Origin of the sequence: Marinobacter sp. AL4B (genome assembly GCF_019916045.1) — a bacterium.
In the GTDB taxonomy this organism is placed as follows: domain Bacteria; phylum Pseudomonadota; class Gammaproteobacteria; order Pseudomonadales; family Oleiphilaceae; genus Marinobacter.
The window spans coordinates 1143671-1163529 of record NZ_JAILWZ010000013.1; the positions used below are offsets into that span (position 1 = coordinate 1143671).

At 52.8% G+C, this 19859-nt stretch carries 17 protein-coding genes; 10 read left to right on the top strand and 7 right to left on the bottom strand.

Translation table 11 applies throughout. The features are described 5' to 3' along the window. The first annotated feature begins 21 nt into the window (after window positions 1-21). The gene (locus tag K5L82_RS15550) at window positions 22-312 is read left to right on the top strand and encodes a YebG family protein (RefSeq protein ID WP_223134772.1); all 291 of its coding nucleotides are present in this window, start codon (window positions 22-24) and stop codon (window positions 310-312) included. Window positions 313-344: 32 nt separating this feature from the next. Here the strand turns inward: K5L82_RS15550 and K5L82_RS15555 are convergent, their stop codons facing one another. Continuing rightward, entirely contained in the window at window positions 345-1070 is a 726-nt protein-coding gene (locus K5L82_RS15555; RefSeq protein WP_223134773.1) for a TrmH family RNA methyltransferase, read from the bottom strand. A 148-nt stretch (window positions 1071-1218) separates the two neighbouring features. Here K5L82_RS15555 and rlmE point away from each other — a divergent pair, with 148 nt between their 5' ends. The 3 genes from rlmE to K5L82_RS15570 all read left to right on the top strand — a co-directional run bounded on the left by rlmE (window position 1219) and on the right by K5L82_RS15570 (window position 5295). After that, complete coding sequence (gene rlmE, locus K5L82_RS15560; protein WP_223134774.1) at window positions 1219-1842, top strand: 23S rRNA (uridine(2552)-2'-O)-methyltransferase RlmE; 624 nt, start codon at window positions 1219-1221, stop codon at window positions 1840-1842. A 375-nt stretch (window positions 1843-2217) separates the two neighbouring features. Beyond that, on the top strand, window positions 2218-3624 hold the full coding sequence (locus K5L82_RS15565; protein ID WP_207924301.1) for a hypothetical protein: 1407 nt from the start codon (window positions 2218-2220) through the stop codon (window positions 3622-3624). A gap of 45 nt (window positions 3625-3669) precedes the next feature. Continuing rightward, complete coding sequence (locus K5L82_RS15570; RefSeq protein ID WP_133006736.1) at window positions 3670-5295, top strand: AMP-binding protein; 1626 nt, start codon at window positions 3670-3672, stop codon at window positions 5293-5295. A 111-nt stretch (window positions 5296-5406) separates the two neighbouring features. On the opposite strand, the gene K5L82_RS15575 is transcribed toward K5L82_RS15570, so the two are convergent. From K5L82_RS15575 to K5L82_RS15590, 4 genes are read right to left on the bottom strand one after another with little or no spacing between them, the layout of a single operon-like run. Beyond that, window positions 5407-6828 carry an NAD-dependent succinate-semialdehyde dehydrogenase gene (locus tag K5L82_RS15575; protein ID WP_223134775.1) on the bottom strand — a complete coding sequence of 474 codons (1422 nt, stop codon included), beginning with the start codon at window positions 6826-6828 and terminating at the stop codon, window positions 5407-5409. Between the two features lie 23 nt (window positions 6829-6851). Beyond that, the gene (locus tag K5L82_RS15580; RefSeq protein WP_223134776.1) at window positions 6852-8630 is read right to left on the bottom strand and encodes an acyl-CoA dehydrogenase; all 1779 of its coding nucleotides are present in this window, start codon (window positions 8628-8630) and stop codon (window positions 6852-6854) included. Window positions 8631-8641: 11 nt separating this feature from the next. Next, window positions 8642-9385 carry an acetoacetyl-CoA reductase gene (gene phbB, locus K5L82_RS15585; RefSeq protein ID WP_223134777.1) on the bottom strand — a complete coding sequence of 248 codons (744 nt, stop codon included), beginning with the start codon at window positions 9383-9385 and terminating at the stop codon, window positions 8642-8644. A gap of 28 nt (window positions 9386-9413) precedes the next feature. Next, window positions 9414-10781 (bottom strand): malonyl-CoA decarboxylase, encoded by a 1368-nt coding sequence (locus K5L82_RS15590; RefSeq protein WP_223134778.1) that lies wholly within the window; start codon window positions 10779-10781, stop codon window positions 9414-9416. A 150-nt stretch (window positions 10782-10931) separates the two neighbouring features. On the opposite strand from K5L82_RS15590, the gene K5L82_RS15595 reads away from it, so the two are divergent. From K5L82_RS15595 to K5L82_RS15615, 5 genes are all read left to right on the top strand, one after another. After that, window positions 10932-11363, top strand: a complete 432-nt coding sequence (locus K5L82_RS15595) for a MaoC family dehydratase (RefSeq protein WP_133006731.1) — start codon at window positions 10932-10934, stop codon at window positions 11361-11363. 14 nt (window positions 11364-11377) lie between these two features. After that, entirely contained in the window at window positions 11378-11923 is a 546-nt protein-coding gene (locus tag K5L82_RS15600; protein ID WP_223134779.1) for a hydrolase, read from the top strand. Window positions 11924-12021: 98 nt separating this feature from the next. After that, complete coding sequence (locus K5L82_RS15605) at window positions 12022-13542, top strand: PAS domain-containing sensor histidine kinase (RefSeq protein WP_223134780.1); 1521 nt, start codon at window positions 12022-12024, stop codon at window positions 13540-13542. A gap of 6 nt (window positions 13543-13548) precedes the next feature. Further along, window positions 13549-14184, top strand: coding sequence for a response regulator transcription factor (locus tag K5L82_RS15610; RefSeq protein WP_223134781.1), 636 nt, complete (start codon window positions 13549-13551; stop codon window positions 14182-14184). Between the two features lie 287 nt (window positions 14185-14471). After that, window positions 14472-16796, top strand: a complete 2325-nt coding sequence (locus tag K5L82_RS15615; RefSeq protein ID WP_223134782.1) for a molybdopterin guanine dinucleotide-containing S/N-oxide reductase — start codon at window positions 14472-14474, stop codon at window positions 16794-16796. A gap of 39 nt (window positions 16797-16835) precedes the next feature. Here K5L82_RS15615 and K5L82_RS15620 read toward each other — a convergent pair whose 3' ends face one another. Both K5L82_RS15620 and K5L82_RS15625 read right to left on the bottom strand, forming a co-directional pair. Continuing rightward, window positions 16836-18233, bottom strand: a complete 1398-nt coding sequence (locus K5L82_RS15620) for a cytochrome P450 (RefSeq protein ID WP_223134783.1) — start codon at window positions 18231-18233, stop codon at window positions 16836-16838. A 72-nt stretch (window positions 18234-18305) separates the two neighbouring features. Further along, window positions 18306-18626, bottom strand: coding sequence for a 2Fe-2S iron-sulfur cluster-binding protein (locus K5L82_RS15625; RefSeq protein WP_133006726.1), 321 nt, complete (start codon window positions 18624-18626; stop codon window positions 18306-18308). Window positions 18627-18802: 176 nt separating this feature from the next. On the opposite strand from K5L82_RS15625, the gene K5L82_RS15630 reads away from it, so the two are divergent. After that, window positions 18803-19855, top strand: a complete 1053-nt coding sequence (locus tag K5L82_RS15630) for an AraC family transcriptional regulator (protein WP_223134784.1) — start codon at window positions 18803-18805, stop codon at window positions 19853-19855. Window positions 19856-19859 lie beyond the last annotated feature (4 nt).

Consider the following 19859-nt stretch of genomic DNA (forward strand, 5'->3'; position numbering starts at 1 on the left):
TAACGACTGCGAGGACGCCTCATGGCAGTGCAATCATTATACTTTTCTGATCGGGACGGACTGGAAATGGCGCTAAGCAACCCAGACACCATGCTCTTTCAAAGTAAGGCTGAAGCCGATGCCCGGGACAAGGTGCTGGAACTGGCAGAGAACGTAGCGCTCTGGTTGGAGAAAAACGTAGAAGGGCTTTCTGAAGACTTGGCTGAGCAGTGCGCGATGAGCATTGCCGAGCACAAAGACCTGTTCGCGAAAGCCATGAAAAAGCCGGAATTGCTGGCCGAGGCTACCGAGCCCGAGCCTGCGGAAAGCTGAGAGGCTGGTTCAGCGCCAGCCGGGGCAAACTATTAACGGTTCAGTTCGTAAGTCGCCATATTCACGGCTGAGGCCAGATTCAGGGACTCAATCGCCGCCGCGCCAGGGATGCTGTATCGATGGGCGTTGAGTTTGGTTAAAGCTGCGGCAGGGATGCCACGGGCTTCGTTACCGAACAGGTAACAATCGTGGCTTTGAAAGCCGGGCTGGGTAAGTTTGTCGCCGCCGATGTCCAAACAGGCAATACTCCGGTAACGCTGACTCAGAGCATCCAAACTGATATCGGTTTCCAGAGGCACATGAAAAATAGCTCCCATGCTGGAGCGGACTACCTTTGGGTTGTAAGGGTCAACACTGCCGGGGCTGAGCACGCAACGCATGCCGCCAAACCACGCCAGCGTGCGTAAAATGGTGCCCAGGTTGCCCGGGTCCTGAACTTCGTGCAGGTAAACGGCTTTTTTGCCGTCTACAGAATCGATGCTGGCGGCGGGGGGCAGAGGAACCACCGCGAGAATGCCTTGCGGGGTTTTGGTGTCTGCCAGCTGAGCCATTTGCCGATCACTGATCACCTGCTTGGGCCAAGGGCTACGCCAGTCTTGGTAAGTGCTGGTGACAAGCAATTGAGCCTGTTTCCAATGCGGGTTGCTGGCCGCCGCCTTTTCCAGTTCGAGCACCAGGTGCTCGCCTTCCACCAAGAAATGCCCCAAGGATTGGCGATATTTCTTTTGATGCAATTTCTTGATGTCGTCCAGCTTCACGGTTGGCTTCCAGTGTTAAGCAATGCTTGGCGTTGTGATGCCATTGTACTGGTGCGCCTGATGCTTGTCAGGCGCTTCGCGGCTTTTGCGGTCGCGTAGGCAGCGGCGTACAATGGCGCTTTCCCGCAGTAAACAGAAGACTATTCCGATGGCCCGTTCAAAAAGCAGTAACCGCTGGCTCGAAGAGCACGTCAACGATCCCTTTGTGAAACAAGCTCAGTTGGACGGCTATCGCTCCCGCGCCAGCTATAAGCTCCTGGAAATAAACGACAAAGATCGCCTGATTCAGCCCAGTGGACTGGTGGTAGACCTGGGTTCTGCGCCGGGCGGATGGTCGCAGGTGGCGGCGAAGCTGGTGGGCCACAAAGGCCGGGTGCTGGCATCGGACATCCTTCCCATGGATAACATCGCCGGCGTTGAGTTTATTCAGGGCGATTTTACTGAAGAATCGGTGTTTGACGAACTCATGGGCGCATTGGACGGAGACAAAGCGGATGTCGTTATTTCCGACATGGCACCCAATATCAGCGGCGTAAATGCTGCGGACCAGGCCGCGTCTATGTATTTGGTGGAGCTGGCGTTGGATATGGCGTGTCAGGTTCTGAAGCCGAAAGGCAGCTTTGTAGCCAAAGTGTTCCACGGTGAAGGCTACGATGAGTACGTTAAATCGGTACGCGCAGCTTTTGATAGGGTGTCGGTGCGCAAACCGGATTCCTCAAGAGCTCGCTCCCGTGAAGTTTATTTGGTGGCGAAGGGGTTTAAAGATGGCTGATGGGGATCTGCTCTGCCTGCTTCCCCAATCCTGAATTCCCTTGAGGTATTGTATCCCCCAGCCCCTGCGTTGGGTGGAGCCAATAACTGTTCTATCTCTCTTTCCATTGTTCTTGAATTTCCCCTCCGAGTTTCATTCTGCAAAACACGTTCACAGAATGTTTAGTTATTTCTTCTCTGATTTCTGGCTGCCTTTTAACTTAATGAATTTATTGGATATTTTTTTTCCTCTGAAGAATTTGTTCGTTTTCAGATAAAAACACCCTAAAAACCAAGTAAAAACCATTGATTGAGTGGGTGGTAATGCTTAGTATTCTGCTGGGGTTGAGCCTCAACTTTTGCATTTCCACATTCCGCTGGATGGAGAACAAAAACAATGTCCTTACAGAAGAGACCAACGGGCGGTGAGCAGCCGTCGACGTTAGGGGCGTTAAAATTACGCGTGCCCTTCGTGCACTACAAACTAGAAATTCCGGATATTCTGCAGGGTGCGATTCTTTGTGTTGTCCCTTTGAGTATCACCGCACTTATGACGTCCGTGTTAGGCATTCCGTTTGAAATCGCGGTTGCTTTCGTACTCTTCAACAACATACTTTACTTGTTGCATACGCACTTTGGTGACCCAACGGTGGCCGGTTGGATTACAGCGGGTATTCCTTTGTATGTGGCATTTTTGATGGGTTATCCCGAGGGGGAAGCCAGAATACTGGCGCTCATTGCGCTCCAGTTGACCGTTGCCCTGGTTTTCTTAGGACTCGGGGTTTTTAAGGGGGCGGATTCGTTAGTACGAAAAATGCCGATGTCTCTAAAGGCGGGCATCCTTATCGGGGCGGGGGTCTCTGCGGTGATGGGGGAATTCGCTGCAGACGGTCGTGTTTGGACCATGCCGATCACTATTCTGACGGGGGCCGTCCTCGGCTTCTTTATGCTCTTCTCTGAAACGGCGGGACCACTGCGTGCACGCTATGGCTTTTTCCGTTTTGTGGCTCAGTACGGTATAGCGATTCCATTCTTGATCGCCTACGTGTTCGGTCTGATCATCGGAGAGGTCGAAATGCCCGTGGTCGAGTGGGGCTTCACGACAATTCCGATGGGGACAATCCTTCAGGAATACAGCATCATCGGTCTAGGCCTGCCGCCGTTTCAGTACTTTATTGATGCGATTCCACTGGCTTTAGCTGCCTATATTATTGCTTTTGGCGACATCCTGGTTATGGACTCGCTGTTCAAGAACGCTGATAGTGTCCGTAAGGACGAAAAACTCGTTTTCAGTCCGCGCCGCAACAGTATCATCGTAGGGATTCGAAACACTCTCCACGGCATTTTTGCCCCTTTCATCAGCCTGTCTGGACCAGGTTGGACCGGCGGTCAAGCGCTCGTTATCAATCGTTATATGAACAACCCGCGTTCGGTTATGGACAGCTATTGGGGTGGTGCAACCAGTCTGTACTGGGGGATGACTATCGCCATTGTGTTGGTGCCCGTTGTGACCTTATTTAAGCCAGGGCTCAACATTGGTATGGCATTGACGTTGCTGATTCAGGGTTATTTGTGTGGATATCTGGCCATCGAAATGCTGGAACGTGAAACCAATCTTGAACGAGGCGTTGCGATTATTGTTGGGTCGGTTCTCGCCGTTAAAGGCGCAGCATGGGGGTTAGGTATCGGTCTCGTGTTATGGCTAGTGTTGGAAAAAAACTGGTTCGCAGACGCCTACAAAGCAACACATCACCAAGATGACGAACCTGCACCGGATACAGATGCTGTCGTCGACCGAAGTTAAAGGCAGCAAAGCGTCATCTAAGGGAACAACAAGAGGTTAAACGAAATGGAAAATATGTTTGAGGTCGGACTCGATAAAACAGAGGCGAATTATACGCCTCTGACACCGATCACCTTCATTCAGAGAACGGCCCTGGCGCATCCTTCGCGCACAGCGGTTATTCATGGGAACATCCGCCGGAATTGGCTGGAAACCTATGAGCGCTGCCTGAAAATGGCCTCGGCGCTGCGCAAGCTCGGGGTGCGTAAAGGCGATACGGTCGCTGCCTTGTTACCGAACATCCCTGAAATGCTGGAATTGCATTTCGCGGTGCCGATGATCGGTGCGGTTTTGAATGCCCAAAACACCCGGCTTGATTCAAAGACCATGACCTTCATGCTCAATCATAGTCGTGCCAAGGTATTCTTTACCGATAAAGAGTACAGCGACCGAGCTCGGGAAGCGCTCCAGGGTTGTGATGCCAAACCCACAGTCATTGATGTCGACGACCCGAACTTCGACGGTGGTGAACTAATTGGCACCTTGACCTATGACGCTTTGTTGGCGACCGGTGACGATGATTTCCAATGGGATATGCCTGACGATGAATGGCAGGCTATTGCCCTGAATTACACCTCTGGCACTACCGGTAACCCCAAAGGCGTTGTCTATCATCACCGTGGCGCAAATTTGAATGCCATGAGCAACGTCATTGGGTTCGGGCTCCCTGCAGGTGCTGTTTACTTGTGGACTCTTCCGATGTTCCATTGCAACGGCTGGTGCTACCCGTGGGCAGTGACCGCTGTGGCGGGCACTCATGTTTGCCTGCGTTCACCGCAGCCCAAGGCCATCTATGAGGCGCTTTCAACACATGGTGTGACACACTTTTGTGCCGCCCCGGTGGTTATGAACATGCTCATTAATGCCCCCGAAGAAGACAAAAAACCGTTTGACCAGCACGTAACAGCCGCAACTGGGGGGGCAGCGCCCCCTGCCGCAACTATTGAGGCTATGGAAGCCATGGGTGTGCAGGTGGTGCACTTGTATGGCTTGACGGAGACCTACGGTCCAAGCCTGATTTGCGAATTCCAGGACGAATGGAACTCGATGGATGCCAAGAGCAAAGCGGCCAAGATGGCACGGCAAGGCATTATCTCTTTGTCTATGACCGATATGATGGTTGCAGACCCGGTTACGCTTGAGCCCGTTGCAAAAGACGGAGTGAGCATTGGCGAGCTGTTTGTCCGAGGCAACTCCGTGATGAAGGGTTATCTCAGTAACCCAGAGGAAACTGCTAAGGCCTTTAATAACGGTTGGTTCCATACAGGTGATTTGGGGGTATGGCACAACGATGGCTATGTGGAAATCAAAGACCGTTCCAAAGACATTATTATCTCCGGCGGTGAGAATATTTCGACGTTAGAAGTCGAAAGTACTCTTTATGAGCACCCGGCGGTACTGGAAGCGGCGGTGGTTGCAGCCCCGGATGACCATTGGGGTGAAATTCCTTGTGCCTTTATAACTCTGAAATCCGGGAATGAAGGTTTGACGGAAGAGGATGTGGTGACTTTTTGTCGAAGCAAGCTGGCCGGTTTTAAAGTGCCTAAGAAGATCGTATTCGCAGATAATCTGCCGAAAACATCAACCGGCAAACTGCAAAAGCATGTGTTGAGGAGTCAGCTGACGGCATAGTGGTAGACTTGTTGTAATGCTGTAGCTATGTTCCCCCGGCCTCGGCCGGGGGCTTTTTTTTGGTCCAAAAAAACCCGGCTAGAAGCCGGGAATAAACAATGGGGTGGGAGGTTAAAGGGCGAAGCCCCCTAATTTGGTTTCCAGATATTCTTCAATGCCTTCCTGAGCCCCTTCCCGTCCGAGACCGCTGTTCTTCATGCCGCCAAATGGCGCGGCAGCGCTGGTGGGATTGATGTCGTTAATGCCAACAATGCCGAAATCCAGAGCTTCAAACGCTCGCATGGCGGTGGTCATATTGTTGCTGTAGATATAGGCAGCTAGGCCATACTCGGTGTCGTTGGCCATAGCGATGACATCATCTTCTGAACGATAGGTGATGATCGGAGCAACCGGGCCAAAGGTTTCCTCCCGATAGATTTTCATCTCAGGGGTTACGCCGGATAGCACGGTTGGGGCGTAGAAGTAACCGTCTGACAGGCCGTTATTCATCAAACGCAGGCCACCGGTCTCTACCTTTGCGCCTTTGGCAACGGCGTCTTTAATCTGGCTATCAACCTTTTGGATGGCCTGGTCGTTGATCAACGGGCCAATACCCACGCCTTCGGTCATACCGTTACCGGCCACCAGACGGTTGGCGCGGCTGGTGAGTTCTTTAATGAACGGTTCAAGGTGATCTTCGTGCACGAAAATACGGTTTGGGCTGATACAGGCCTGGCCAGTGTTCAAGAATTTCACCAGAGACAGGCCTTTGGCGGCATGCACTGGATCGGCATCAGGGAAGACAATGGCGGGCGCATGGCCGCCGAGCTCCATAGAGACACGCTTCATGTTAGCAGCGGCCAAACCGTTCAGTTTTTTACCGACAGGCGTCGAGCCTGTGAAGGTCAGCTTGCGAACCCTCGGATCGGTACAAAAGGCATCGCCCACCCGGGATGGATCCTGCACGGTCAGCATGTTAATCACGCCAGCTGGGAAGCCTGCTTCGGCGAAAATTTCCATCATAGCCTTTGCACACAAGGGTGTGCTTTCAGCTGGTTTCAGGATGACGGTACAGCCGGCGGCCAATGCGGGAGCAAGCTTGCGGGTAATCATGGAGATCGGGTAGTTCCAGGGCGTGATCGCGCCGACCACGCCAACCGGTGATTTCTGTACCATAAAGCGCTGGTTTTCCCTACCGGAAGGAATGCTTTGCCCGTATACGCGTTTGGCCTCTTCGGCAAACCACAGTAGGAAATCTGCACCGTACTGAACTTCGTTAAGGGATGCTTTCAGGGGTTTTCCCTGTTCGCGAGTCATCAGCTCTGCCAGTTCTCGCTTCTGCCGGATCATCAGTTCCCAGGCCCGGTAGAGCAATTGGGAGCGGTGATACGCCGTGGTTTTTTTCCATTCTTTAAAAGCACAATCGGCGGCCGTGATGGCCGCCTCAATATCCTGATCTGTGCAATCGAGCACTAACCCGATGACGTCACCTGTTGCAGGGTTGGTTACCGGGAGCTCAGAGCGTCCGGTTAACCATTCTCCGTTAATGTACATGAGGCGATACCTCTTGGTTGTTATTAAAAGTCTGTTTCCGATAGCGCCATGATGGCGTCGTCCCCGGATCGAATCGAGCTCAGGTGCGCAGTGCAGCGAGGCAAGATGTGATCGACGAAAAAGTTCGTGGTGGCCAGTTTGTTTGCTGCAAAAGAGCTTTGGTCAGCCGGATCATTTTCGGCGGCGGTAGCGGCTTTGAGCATCAGCCAGCCTGCGGTCACGATGGAACTAAGCATCAGGTAGTCGAAGGCAACGGCACCTGTGAATTGGTCGTCATTGCCGCGTTCCAGAACGATTCTGGTGGCATCTTCGAGGAACGCCACCGCTTGGTCAAATTTAGCCTGACGGTCAGCAGAGAGCACGGAGCGACTTTGCACCGGACCGGTGGACGGGCGAATATCATCCATCAGCTCGGCCATGGCTTGGCCATTGTCCCGGATCGTTTTACGACCGATCAGATCAAGGGCCTGAATGCCATTTGTGCCTTCGTATATGGGTAAAATTCGAGCGTCACGATAGTGCTGCGCGGCGCCGGTCTCTTCGATGAAGCCCATGCCGCCGTAACATTGAATGCCCAGGGAGGTAACTTCCTGCGCGATTTCTGTACACCACCCTTTAACCAGTGGTGTCAGCAGGTTAGCCCTTCGCGTATAGCGACTTTTGATGTCGTCAGGCAGACTCTCGGCGTTGGCATAATCCATCGCCACACAGCCTGTGTAGGCGAGCCCCCGAGCGGCTTCTGTCAGGGTTTTCATGGTCATCAGCATGCGGCGGACGTCCGGGTGCTTGATGATCGGTGAAACACCTTTTTCGCCGGGCGCTGTGCCTTGAGTTCGCTCGAAGGTATAGTCGCGCGCTTGTTGGTAGGCGCGCTCGGAAATGGAAACGCCCTGCAGGCCAACGGTCAGCCGTGCATTGTTCATCATGGTGAACATACAGGCCAGGCCCCGATTCTCCTCGCCCACCAGATAACCGATGGCGCCTTCGTTGTCGCCATAAGCCATGACGCAGGTAGGGCTGGCATGGATACCTAGCTTATGTTCCAGTGACACGGCGCGGCAGTCGTTTCTTTCCCCCGGTTCTCCGGACGCATCCGGGAGATACTTGGGTACGGCGAACAATGATATGCCTTTGACGCCGGGAGGCGCATCGGGAAGGCGAGCAAGCACAAGGTGGATGATGTTCTCCGCCATGTCGTGCTCACCCCAGGTGATGAAAATCTTTTGACCTTTGATCCGGTAGACATCGCCGTCCGGACGGGCTTGGGTACGAATATTTGATAAGTCTGAACCGGCCTGTGGTTCGGTCAGGTTCATTGTGCCGGTCCAATGCCCGGAAATCATTTTCGCCAGCAACTGCGCTTTCAGAGCGTCGCTGGCGTTCTCGGAAAGCGCCTCTACGGCGCCTTGAGATAACAAAGGACAGAGCCCCCACGCCATGTTGGCGGCATGCCACATTTCCTGAACCGGAATCGCCAATGAGAACGGCAGGCCCTGACCGCCAAACTCCGGGTCGAACTGCAGGCTGGCCCAGCCGCTGTCTGCGTATTGCTGGTAAGCTTCTTTAAAGCCTGCCGGGGTAGCCACTTTGTAGTCGCCATCCAGGCGTACACCGGTTTGATCGCCGGTGACGTTCGTTGGAGCGATGACGGAACCGGCAAAACGAGCGGCTTCTTCAAGAATGGCGGAAACGACATCCTCGGAAGCATCTTCGTAGCCGCAGGCTTTCGTCATTTCTGAAAACCCCGCGACGTGCTTCAGGGTAAACGCCATCTCACGGGTGGGTGCTCTGAACTCTGTCATGGTGTGCTCCCTTAAGCCATGTACTGGCCGCCGTTAACCGACATGTTGGTGCCGGTCACGAAGCTGGCTTCATCAGCTGTCAGGTAGGCTACGGCTCTGGCGATGTCTTCGGGCTTGCCAAGGTGGCCAACCGGGATGCCAGCAACAATGTTGTTCAGGACTTTTTCGGGTACCTGGCGAACCATAGGGGTATCGATATAGCCAGGGGAAACTGAGTTGGCGGTTACGCCTTTGCGAGCACCCTCTTGAGCAATGGATTTGGTGAAACCATAAATGCCGGCTTTGGTTGCGGCATAGTTAGACTGGCCGAACTGCCCCTTCTCGCCATTCAACGATGAAATGTTCACGATACGGCCAAATCCACGCTCACACATGCTTTCAAATACCTGTTGGCACATGTTGAACATAGACGTCAGGTTTACGTTGATGACCTGGTTCCACTGTTCGGGTTGCATTCTTTTTAGTGGAGCATCATTGGTGATGCCGGCGTTGTTAACAAGAATGTCGATTGGGCCAAGATCTTGTTCAACGGCGGCAACAAATGCTTTGCAGCCGTCAAAGTCGGTGACGTCTAGTGCGTAAATGGCGGCATCGATGCCTTCCTCGCGGAGGTTTGCCTGCCAGTCATTGGCTTGCGCCTCTTCGCCGGGCAAGTGAGTGCCTACTACTTTGCGACCCTGAGCGGCCAGCGCTTTGCTCATGGCGGTACCCAGACCACCGTTTGCTCCGGTAATAACTGCGATGCGATTAGTCATGGTGTTCTCCTTTCGTTTTACGGTTTGTCTATTTCAAGAGTTTCTTGATGTGTGATGACTGGGAAATGGTTCCCTCTGCTGTGTATTGCATACTGCGGTCAACAATCTTCGGAAGTTCGTACAGGTAATTCACCATCAGGCCGGCGGATTGCTTCAGGCCCTTGTCTGAGGTGTCAGCCATCCAATTCAGTCTCGCAACCTGAGCGCCGTTGCTTAAATGGAAGTGGGCTACCGGGTCGTTGGCCCGTGGCTTACCGGGTTTCAAGGAGCATAGGTAGGACGCCGCCAATTTCATGATGGCTTCTTGCTGGGCGCCGGTGGCATCAGCTTGGCCTGCTCGCACTGGATCCCGGGGTGGAGGAGTGTTTAGCCATTCTTCTCCGCCCGGCAGTTGGCTTAGCTGATCCGCCGGTGTGTTCTCCAACCAGCGACGGAAACCCGGAATGGGTGAGAGAGTGGCAAACTGTTTTAGCTGGGGGAACTCCACCTGAAGCTTGCTGACCACTTGCTTAATCAGGAAGTTGCCGAAGCTGATGCCTGCCAATCCCTGTTGGGCGTTGGAGATTGAATAGAAAATCGCGGTATCCGCTTTATCGATATCTTGAGTGGGGGCGTGTTCGTCCAGAAGCTTTTGAACGTTATCAGCGAGGCCGTTCACCAAAGCCACTTCGACGAAAATCAGCGGTTCGTCTGGCATATTGGGATGGATAAAGGCAAAGCAGCGACGGTCGAAATCAAGGCGGTTCTTGAGGTCGCTCCAGCTCTTGATGGCATGAACGGCCTCATAGGCGATTAGTTTCTCCAGAATGGCCCCGCTAGAATTCCAGCTGATTTCTTCCAGTTGCAACAAGCCGATGTCGAACCAGGTTGCCAGCAGATCGCGGAGGTCGGTTTCCAGCGGTTTCAGTTCCGGATAGTCTTTGCAAAGCTGTAACAGCTCTTCACGCATATCCACCAGAAACTTGACTCCGGAAGGCACGCCGTTGAATTGCTTCAACAGCGCGGTTCGGCTAGGAATTAATGCCTTGCGTAACGCCTGTGCGGCTTTGGTTTTCTCGTTGGCTTTGGCGTTATGCCATTGATCTATGGCGCCCTCTACGCTGGTTTCGTTCACGCCATAGTGTTCTGCAAGCAGGCCCAAAAAACGGGTTCTTCCTGTTATAGACAGTTTTAGGTAGGCCCGGCCGAGCAAGGCTGCGCGCTTGCGAGCTTCTACCTGGCCGCCGTTTTCGGCAAGGCAGTCGTCAATCCATTCCTTAACAGTGGCAAGGTCCGACTCCGGCAAATCTTCGGCGATGTTCATGATGTCTGAGCCGCGACGGCCCATTGATTCCAATCCGCCCGGAACCAGCTTTTTAAAGGCTCTTTCAAAAATGCTAACCGGTTGCCTCTGCATAACCGCGACTCCCTATGTACAAAGCGGTGTTGTCTTTGTGGATGACAGAAGGCTACCAGAGCATTTTCTAAAAACCAAGTAAAAGTACTTGGTTTGATGGATATAAACCAGTAATGTAGTGGGTGTATGGATCAATGAGAGGAAGAGACAATGCAAGAATTACACGGCTATTACCTGGAAGACCTTGAAGTTGGAATGGAGGCGTTCTACGCCAAAACGATCACCGAAGCAGATGTAGTGTTGTTCGCTGGTATCAGCGGTGATGACAACCCGGTGCATATTAATGCTGAGTATGCGAAGACCACGCCATTCAAAGAACGCATTGTGCACGGCATGTTCAGTGCAGCGCTGATTTCTGCCGTGTTGGGTACACGTATGCCGGGCCCTGGCGCCATCTATATCGACCAGCAGATTAAGTTCAAAGCGCCGGTTCATATTGGGGACACCGTTGTCGCCTCGGCAAAGATTATTGAGATCAATGAAGAACGACGTCGAGTGAAACTGGAAACCGTCTGTAAAGTGGGCGACACCGTAGTCGCTGAGGGCGTTGCTACGAACATGGTTGACCGCCGCCCGGCGTAAGTCTGGAGAGTATTATGTTAATGGATCAAGAGAAGTGCATCGTTGCCGTGATTGATGTGCAGGCCCGCCTGTTGGGCGGGGTGCATGAAAACGAGAAGCTGGTAAACAACTGCAGTTGGCTGGTACGCCTTGCCGGGTTGATGAACGTACCGGTGATTGGATCTGAGCAGTATCCTGATGGCTTGGGCCATACGGAAGAGGGTTTACGGGAATTGGTGGGGCCTGCCCACATCTACGGTAAGACTTTCTTCGCGTGTATTGATGACCCGGGTTTTGAAAAGGCGTTTCAAGCGCATGATCGCAAGCAAGTCGTTTTGTGTGGCATGGAGTCTCAAGCTTGTGTGATGCAATCGGCGATAAGGCTTCTGGAGAAGGGGTTGGAGGTGTTTGTGGTGGCGGATGCTATTTCCGCGCGCAACGCCTACGATACGGAAGTAGCGCTACGCCGGATGGAACAGGCCGGAGCCAGAATCGTGACCAAAGAAATGGTCGGATTCGAATGGCTTCGCCGCTCGGACGCGTCCCAATTCAAGGCCTTCAGCAAGGAATATTTGCGCTAGGCCGTCGCGGGGCCCAGGCACGCTGTGGCCAAGGGCCCCGGAGACCTTCAGAATAGGGGCTGATTAACGCAACCCGAGCTCCAGAGAATCTTATAGCAATGAAAAACCGCACCCCGGAAGAAGGGCGAACTGCTCTGACGGACGATGCCGAACGTAACCGCTTGTTGGCGGAAATGGCGGAACAATCTACTGACATGATCTCCCGGCATACCCCGGAAGATTGGCGGTTTATCTATGCTTCTCCGGCGGTAACGCACTTGCTGGGGTATTCGGTTGAAGACATTGTGGGTATCTCCGCCTACGACCTGTATCACCCCGATGACGTGGAGGATTTTCGCTTACGGGCGCCTACGGTTAACTACGACCGGGGTTTGTATACCCACACCTATCGGTTTCGGTGTAAAGATGGCCATTACACCTGGCTGGAAAGTACCAGTCGAACCATTCGAGATCCTGAAACCAATGAAATTCGGGAAATTCTGGTGGTGTCCCGAGACGCGAGCCACCGAGTCAAGGCGGATAAAGCCAGCCGTCGGCTAGCGCGAGTTCTGGAAAGTACTCAGGATCTGGTTATTTTTGCGAACCTTGATTTCACGGTTTCACATCTGAATGAAACGGCTCGAAATGCGTTGGCGCTGGAGCATACCGACTATAGCGCTTTCCCGCTTTCTTGCTTTGTGACCGAAAAAGGCCTCGGGACTTTGATGGAAGAAGGGTTCCCTACCGCAAAAAAAACGGGGAACTGGCGTGGCGAACTGACCATGCAGAGCCTGAAATCCGCCCGTATACCGGTCATGCTGGAATTGCTTGCCCACCGTTCTTTGCATGGGGATATCGAGTATTTCTCACTGGTCGCCCACGATCTGACAGAGAAGAAAGCCGCGGAAGAACAACTCAAGCAATACCAAGCTGATATCAATCACGCGAGCCGGTTGGTCACCATGGGCGAGTTGGCGTCTAGTCTTGCCCACGAGTTGAACCAGCCACTCTCGGCGATGGTGAACTACCTCCGGGGCATTGAGCGACGGTTTGCGGATAAGCCCACTCTTACCTGGAAAGATGTAGAGTTACCCATTACCAGAAGCATCAAGACAGCGTTGAGAGCGGGAGAGATTATTCATCGAATGATGGACTTTACCCGCAAACAGGAGCCGGTTGTTACCCGTCTTAATTTGTCGGAGTTGATCGGTGAAATGATCGATTTTTGCGAGAACATGGCGGAACGGCATAACGTGCGGATCGTGTTTGAACAACCTTCAGAGTTGCCGCTTGTTAAAGGCGACAAGATTCAGCTGGAACAGGTGTTATTGAATCTGGTTGTGAATGCAATAGAAGCAAGCCTATCAAAAGACGATGAAAAAGTGACCACCGTGACAATCAGCGTTAAGCCCCATGAGAACGATCAGTTGCGGGTTGAGGTGGATGATCAGGGGCGGGGCGTTTCGGAAGCGGATCGGTCTCGCCTTTTTGACCGCTTTTTTTCAACCAAGGAAGCCGGTCTTGGAATGGGGCTGGCCATCAGCCGTTCATTGGTAGAGAATCTCGAGGGTGAACTCTGGGCAGAAAACAACCCTGCCGGAGGAGCTCGCTTTTCATTTACTCTTAATATTGCTGATTGATCACTCATGAACCCGAATAAAGATGCACAAACAGTTTTCGTTATTGATGACGATACGGACGTAAGAGACTCTTTAAAGTGGCTGCTTGAGTCTGTTGGCCTTAACGTGCAGTCCTACGAAAATGCGTTGGCTTTTTTCGAGGGTTTCGATGCGCGTGCGAGCGGTTGTATTGTGATGGATGTGCGAATGCCCGGTCTTAGTGGTATTAACGCTCAAAAGAAGTTGCCTGAATACAATATCGAACTGCCTGTAATCATGATTTCCGCCCACGGAAATGTGGATATGGCAGTGACAGCGTTGACGCAAGGCGCGATTACGTTTATTGAAAAACCGTTTGATGATCAAGTGCTTATTGATCACGTTCACAATGCTCTGGAGAAAGATCGGGCCCGATTTGCTCAGCGTCGCTCGCAGTCGAGGATCCGGGAGCGCTATGACAGCCTGACCCGCCGAGAACGCCAAGTTTTGGAGCTGATTGTGAAAGGTCTATCGAATCAGGATGCGGCCGATGAACTCGGTATCAACAGGAAAACGGTTGAAGGGCACCGGGCGAACATGATGGCTAAGATGAAAGTTGATTCATTCGCCGAACTGGTGCAAGTAGCCATTGCCTTGGGGCTCGTTCGGGGCATAGCTCAGTAATTCAGTCTAATCGGTGCCTGCCCCTGCCGATCTCTGTGGGCACCGTATTTTCTCAAATTTTGTAGCTCACCTCCCTGGTGCGTTTTCAATTTTCTCCCATGACCGACGACGTGCACGACATCCTGAGTGTTTGCGCTCGGCTGCTTTTGCCTTTACATCGTTTGAGGCCTGATCTCTTGAAATTTATCAAGTAAAAATAATTGGTTTTTATTTCGATTACCGAGTACATGTACTCGGTTTTGTCCTATGATGTTGTGAGAAAACAACAACAGTAAGAGGCTTGATCGATGAAACCTGAGCATAAAACCGAAGGAACCCTGACCAGCAGCCATTGGGGAACCTACCGTGTTTGTACCAAAGATGGGCGTGTTGTCGCGCTCAAGGGATTTGAGAAGGACGAAGATCCTTCTCCCATTGGTCAAGGTATTGTGGATGTATTGGATGGTCCGACACGTATCAAGGCGCCAATGGTTCGACGCGGATGGCTTGAACATGGCCCGGGCCACGCGGATGGGAAGCGCGGTGCCGATGAATTTGTCGAAATTTCATGGCCTAGGGCGATCAAGCTGGTCGTAGCAGAGCTAAATCGCGTTCGAAATCGCTACGGCAACCCAGCCATTTTCGGCGGTTCTTATGGGTGGTCTAGCGCAGGGCGGTTTCATCATGCACAGAGTCAGCTCAAACGGTTTCTCAACTCGATTGGGGGCTATACGTACTCACTGAATACTTATAGCTATGCCGCTGCAGAAGTCACGTTGCCGCACGTACTTGGAGACTTCTACTCCATGGTAAATGGTGCAACCAGCTGGGATGTTATTAAGGAACACACGGATCTGTTCGTCGCGTTTGGCGGGGCTCCGACAAAGAATGGCCAGGTAACGAATGGCGGAGTAGGTCGTCACGTGCAGAAGCGAGGCATGCGGGAGGCCGCTGCCAATGGAACGAAGGTGGTAAATGTCGGCCCGTTGCGCTCAGACGTTCTCGAGGAAATGAATGCTGACTGGTTAGCAATTTATCCTTGCAGCGATGTTGCATTGCTGCTCGGCATTGCTTACACCCTCCAGGACGAGGGGTTAGCCGACACAGAATTTCTCTCCAAGTATACGGTTGGTTATGAGACGTTTCAGGCATACCTGGTGGGAAGGACCGATGGTATAAAAAAAGACGGTGACTGGGCTGCGGTCAAAACGGGCATACCTGCAGAGCGTATCCGCGACCTTGCGCGCGATATGGCTCGCAAGCGTACGATGATCTCTGTGAGTTGGTCCCTGACACGTCAGGACAACGGCGAACAACCCTATTGGGCTGCGATAGCGGTCGCATCAATGTTGGGGCAACTTGGGCTTCCAGGCGGTGGCATCGGCTTTGGTTACAGCGCCATGAATGCTATCGGAGCTAATTACCAAGGCATTCCCGGGGCGGCCCTGCCCCAAGGAAGCAATCCTGTAGAGAGTTTTATTCCCGTTGCTCGAATTACCGACCTCCTGATGCATCCGGGTGAGACTTTCGAATACAACGGGAGAACCGGAACCTATCCTGAGATCAAACTGATTTATTGGGCGGGCGGAAACCCGTTTCACCACCATCAGGATCTCGTTCGAATGAGGGCTGCGTGGCAGAAACCGGATACGGTGATTGTTCATGAATGGTGTTGGAATGCTCAGGCGAAACACGCGGATATTGTGCTGCCGGCAGCGACGTTTTTGGAGCGCAATGATATTGCATCTTCCAGTCGAGATCCTTTCCTTGTCTATATGCAAAAAGCGGCGGAGCCCGCGGGCCAAAGCCTGTCGGACTATGACATTTTTAGTAAACTGGCAGAAGAACTTGGAGCACGAGAAGCCTTTACGGAAGGTCGGGACGAAGAGCAATGGTTGAACGTGATTTACAACGAAACCCGGGAAAAAGCGGGTAAGAACGGCATCGAATTACCGGGTTTTGAGGCGTTCAAGAGTAAAGGCTGGTTTGAAAATGCGATGCCATCAGAACCTCAGGTTCTTTTAAAAGCCTTTCGCGATGACCCGCAGGCAAACCCATTGCGAACACCCAGCGGAAAAATAGAGATCTTTTCTGAAACGGTGGCAAGTTTCGGCTATGAAGAATGCCCGGGATACCCTTTCTGGAATGATCCTGAGGAGTGGTTGGGGCAAGAAAGCCCTGAATACCCGATGCACCTGATTTCTAACCAGCCAAAAACGAAGCTGCACTCTCAGTTGGATCACGGTTCTCTCAGCCGAAACTCAAAGATAAACGGGCGTGAACCGGTTGTTATTCACCCGATCGACGCAGCGAATCGGGATATTCAGGATGGCACCCTGGTACGTATCTTTAATGGCCGGGGCGCTTGTTTGTGTTCAGCGGTAGTGAGTGACGAAGTGCGCCAAGGTGTTTTACAGGTAAGTACCGGGGCTTGGTTTGATCCGCCAGAATCGGGCAATTTGGATGTGTCTTGTCGGCACGGTAACCCGAATGTTTTGACGCGAGACGAGGGAACCTCGCGTCTGTCGCAAGGCCCGAGCGCCATGACCTGCCTGGTCGACATTGAGGCATACCGTGGTGAGGTGCCGCCCATGAAAGCGCACACACCACCAGTGATCAGGCGCGATACCTAAAGGCGCTAAAGCCCTCGACACCTCGTGAGGCCGAGGGCTTTAGTCTGTTTTCTTAAGCTTCACTATCATTTTGGTATAGCCGCGAACAAAGTTCGACTGCACGTACTCAGGCTCTTCCAACACTTCAATGTCGTCGAAGCGCTTCAGGATTTCCTCCCAAAGAATACGCAATTGCATTTCCGCTAAACGATTGCCCATGCAGCGGTGTACGCCAAAGCCAAAAGACAGGTGTTTGCGCACGTTCTTGCGGTCAATGATGAACAGATCTGGATTTTGCTCGAACGCCCGTTCATCCCGATTGCCTGAGGCGTACCACATCACCACCTTGTCGCCTTTTTTGATCGTTTGGCCATTCAGTTCAACGTCCTGCTTTGCAACGCGACGCATGTAAGCCAAAGGCGTTTGCCAGCGAATAATCTCCGACACCATGCTGGGGATCAGGCTTGGATTCTGTTTGAGCTTGGAGAATTCGGCCGGGAATTGATTCAGTGCTAGCACCCCGCCGGTCATGGAGTTGCGAGTGGTGTCATTGCCGCCCACGATTAGCAGTACCATATTGCCCAGAAACTCCATTGGGCGGTTAATCATGGTACGCGTGTTCTCATTCGCCAACAGCAAGCTGATCAGGTCGAATCCGGGCTCTTCGCCAGCGGCTTTCCGGGCTTCTTTCTCCCGCCACAACAACGACATCTGTCTGGCCATGTCAGCGGATGCTCGGAAGGATTCGTCGATGTCGGCGGTGCCGCCGGTCGATTCCGGTGGGGCTGCGGCCATATCTGACCAATACGCCAGTTTATGACGTTGGTCATAAGGGAAGTCGAACAGGGTAGCCAGCATGCGGGAGGTCAGATCGATCGACACGTGTTGCACCCAGTCAAAGGGTTGGTCTATCGGCAAATGATTCAGTACATCCGCTGTCCGGCTGCGAATCAGACTTTCCATTTGCGCCAGATTTTTAGGCGCCACCACGCCCTGAACCGCCTGACGTTGAATATCATGCTTGGGTGGATCCATGGCAATGAAGGTTTCGATTTCCAGGCCCGGCGGCGGTGGGCCCAGCGAAATAATGGGTTCCGCCGAGAACAGTTCATGGTGGGTATCCACGAACATGATGTCTTCGTAGCGGGTTACCGACCAGAAAGGGCCGAAAGGGCTGTTCTTCTGATAATGCACCGGGCATTCGTCTCTCAATCGTTTGAAGTAGGAATGCCATAGGCCTTGCCGGTACAGAAACGGGTTGCTGACATCGATGTCCTCCAACGCGAGTGAAGACACATCGGGTAGCGGAATCTCTTTGAAAACAGGCGGGTTTTCACGTTTTCCTGCGCGTTTCTTGAGGTTTTGAAACGTGTGCATACCTTTGATTTGCCAGTGGATAGGTACCGCGGCAGCGGCTTTGTTTGCTACAGGTTCAAGTAAGGGGCTAAGTAGGCTCATGCAAACCTCCGGGGTCAGCTTTTTTTATTGAATAATGATCATCGAATAAAAACCGGTTTCGTGGGTGCGTGCCTACATTTGAAACTCCGGCAGCCGCACGACCAGCCCGTCCAAGGATTCCGAGAGGGTGACCTGGCAGGACAAGCGTGAAGTTTCGGATTTGTCGGGAGTGAGTTGCAGCATGCCCAGCTCATCGGCATTGATGTTACCGGTGGCCTGAATCCAGTTGTTGTCCACAATGACATGGCAGGTGCCACAGGCGCAGGCTCCCCCGCAGTCTGCGTCGATTCCGGGAATGCCGTTATCCACGGCTGCCTGCATCAGGGATTGGCCCTCTTCAATCTCCACCACATGTTCTGCGCCTGTGTGCTCGATGAACGTGATCTGCCCCATAAACACCTCGTTTGTGTTATTTCAAGGAATTGTTGTTCTCAGCGCAGGTTACGTTTTGCTGTGTTCCTCAGGCAGGTCATTACTTGACAGGTGGGGGTCATTAAAAGACTCTTGATTAATGTGTGAGCGATAAGCTGCACGTTTCAGCAACACATTAACGAACGGATATAACAAACATGACGAGCGCAGTTGATGTTGATGGGCCCAGCATTCCCTCCAGCTATAGCCGCTTAGCTGCGCGAGAGTTGGGCTTGCTGTCCCGTGACGTGTCGGAGGTCCTGCTGGGTACGCAGCTGTCTGTGGAGCAGTTTTTACAGGAAAGCACGTTGCTGACGCCGTATCAGCAACTTCAGATTCTGAGAAACTGTTTACGGATTGCTAAGGATGACGCCTTCGGGCTGCGTTTAGGTCAAAGGTTGACCTCACCCACTCATGGCGCACTGGGTTTTCTGGTGAACAGTAGCCCGGATTTGCTCACGGCTCTGCAGGCGTTCCAGGCCTATTTGCCAACGCGTATGAATCTGGCTCGGCTTGATTTGGTCGTTGAGGGCGAATGGCTGGAACTAAGCTGCGAATACGCCGTGGAACTGGAAGAGGAACTTCTTCGCCTACTGAGCGAGATATTCACCGTGATTTTTTTCGACACGGCCGAGTTCATCGTAGGGCGGCCGTTGCGTGAGGCCTGTATCAATTTCATGCACCAAGAGCCTGCATACTCGGCGCGTTATGCCGTCGATATTCCGGCAGCCATCGGATTTGGTGCCGATGCCTATGTGTTGAGAGTCCCTCTTGATGTCTGCAAGGTCCCGAATGCTTCTGCCAACCACGAAAGTTATGTCATGGCACTGCGCCATTGCGAGGCGATGCTGGCGCAGTTGAATCCGAATAAAAGTGCCTGCAAGTATCAGGTGCAGAAGATGATGCTGTCGCACCCACCTGGCGTGTTGAATGAGGAGGAGGTTGCAGCGGCTCTGTTTATTTGTAAGCGCACGTTGGCCCGGCGGCTGAAGCAGGAAGGCACCAGTTTTCGAGAGGTGCGGGATGATATTCTGTCGAAACAGGCGGTGGGGTACTTACTGGACAGTACACTGTCGGTGGAGGCGGTCGCAGGGTTATTGAATTACCACGACAGCGCGAATTTTCGGCGGGCGTTTAAACGCTGGTTTAGCCTCACACCGGACCAGTATCGCCGTCAGTATTCGGCTTCTGAGAGGTGCGTGTTGAACTGATTTT

Excerpts from the sequence above, each read along its gene's own strand:
- rlmE (WP_223134774.1), top strand. The coding sequence starts at position 1,219 with ATGGCCCGTTCAAAAAGCAGTAACCGCTGGCTCGAAGAGCACGTCAAC.
- K5L82_RS15575 (WP_223134775.1), bottom strand. The coding sequence starts at position 6,828 with ATGTACATTAACGGAGAATGGTTAACCGGACGCTCTGAGCTCCCGGTA.
- K5L82_RS15570 (WP_133006736.1), top strand. The coding sequence starts at position 3,670 with ATGGAAAATATGTTTGAGGTCGGACTCGATAAAACAGAGGCGAATTAT.
- K5L82_RS15550 (WP_223134772.1), top strand. The coding sequence starts at position 22 with ATGGCAGTGCAATCATTATACTTTTCTGATCGGGACGGACTGGAAATG.
- phbB (WP_223134777.1), bottom strand. The coding sequence starts at position 9,385 with ATGACTAATCGCATCGCAGTTATTACCGGAGCAAACGGTGGTCTGGGT.
- K5L82_RS15580 (WP_223134776.1), bottom strand. The coding sequence starts at position 8,630 with ATGACAGAGTTCAGAGCACCCACCCGTGAGATGGCGTTTACCCTGAAG.
- K5L82_RS15610 (WP_223134781.1), top strand. The coding sequence starts at position 13,549 with ATGAACCCGAATAAAGATGCACAAACAGTTTTCGTTATTGATGACGAT.
- K5L82_RS15595 (WP_133006731.1), top strand. The coding sequence starts at position 10,932 with ATGCAAGAATTACACGGCTATTACCTGGAAGACCTTGAAGTTGGAATG.
- K5L82_RS15605 (WP_223134780.1), top strand. The coding sequence starts at position 12,022 with ATGAAAAACCGCACCCCGGAAGAAGGGCGAACTGCTCTGACGGACGAT.
- K5L82_RS15590 (WP_223134778.1), bottom strand. The coding sequence starts at position 10,781 with ATGCAGAGGCAACCGGTTAGCATTTTTGAAAGAGCCTTTAAAAAGCTG.
- K5L82_RS15630 (WP_223134784.1), top strand. The coding sequence starts at position 18,803 with ATGACGAGCGCAGTTGATGTTGATGGGCCCAGCATTCCCTCCAGCTAT.
- K5L82_RS15600 (WP_223134779.1), top strand. The coding sequence starts at position 11,378 with ATGTTAATGGATCAAGAGAAGTGCATCGTTGCCGTGATTGATGTGCAG.
- K5L82_RS15620 (WP_223134783.1), bottom strand. The coding sequence starts at position 18,233 with ATGAGCCTACTTAGCCCCTTACTTGAACCTGTAGCAAACAAAGCCGCT.
- K5L82_RS15625 (WP_133006726.1), bottom strand. The coding sequence starts at position 18,626 with ATGGGGCAGATCACGTTCATCGAGCACACAGGCGCAGAACATGTGGTG.
- K5L82_RS15565 (WP_207924301.1), top strand. The coding sequence starts at position 2,218 with ATGTCCTTACAGAAGAGACCAACGGGCGGTGAGCAGCCGTCGACGTTA.
- K5L82_RS15615 (WP_223134782.1), top strand. The coding sequence starts at position 14,472 with ATGAAACCTGAGCATAAAACCGAAGGAACCCTGACCAGCAGCCATTGG.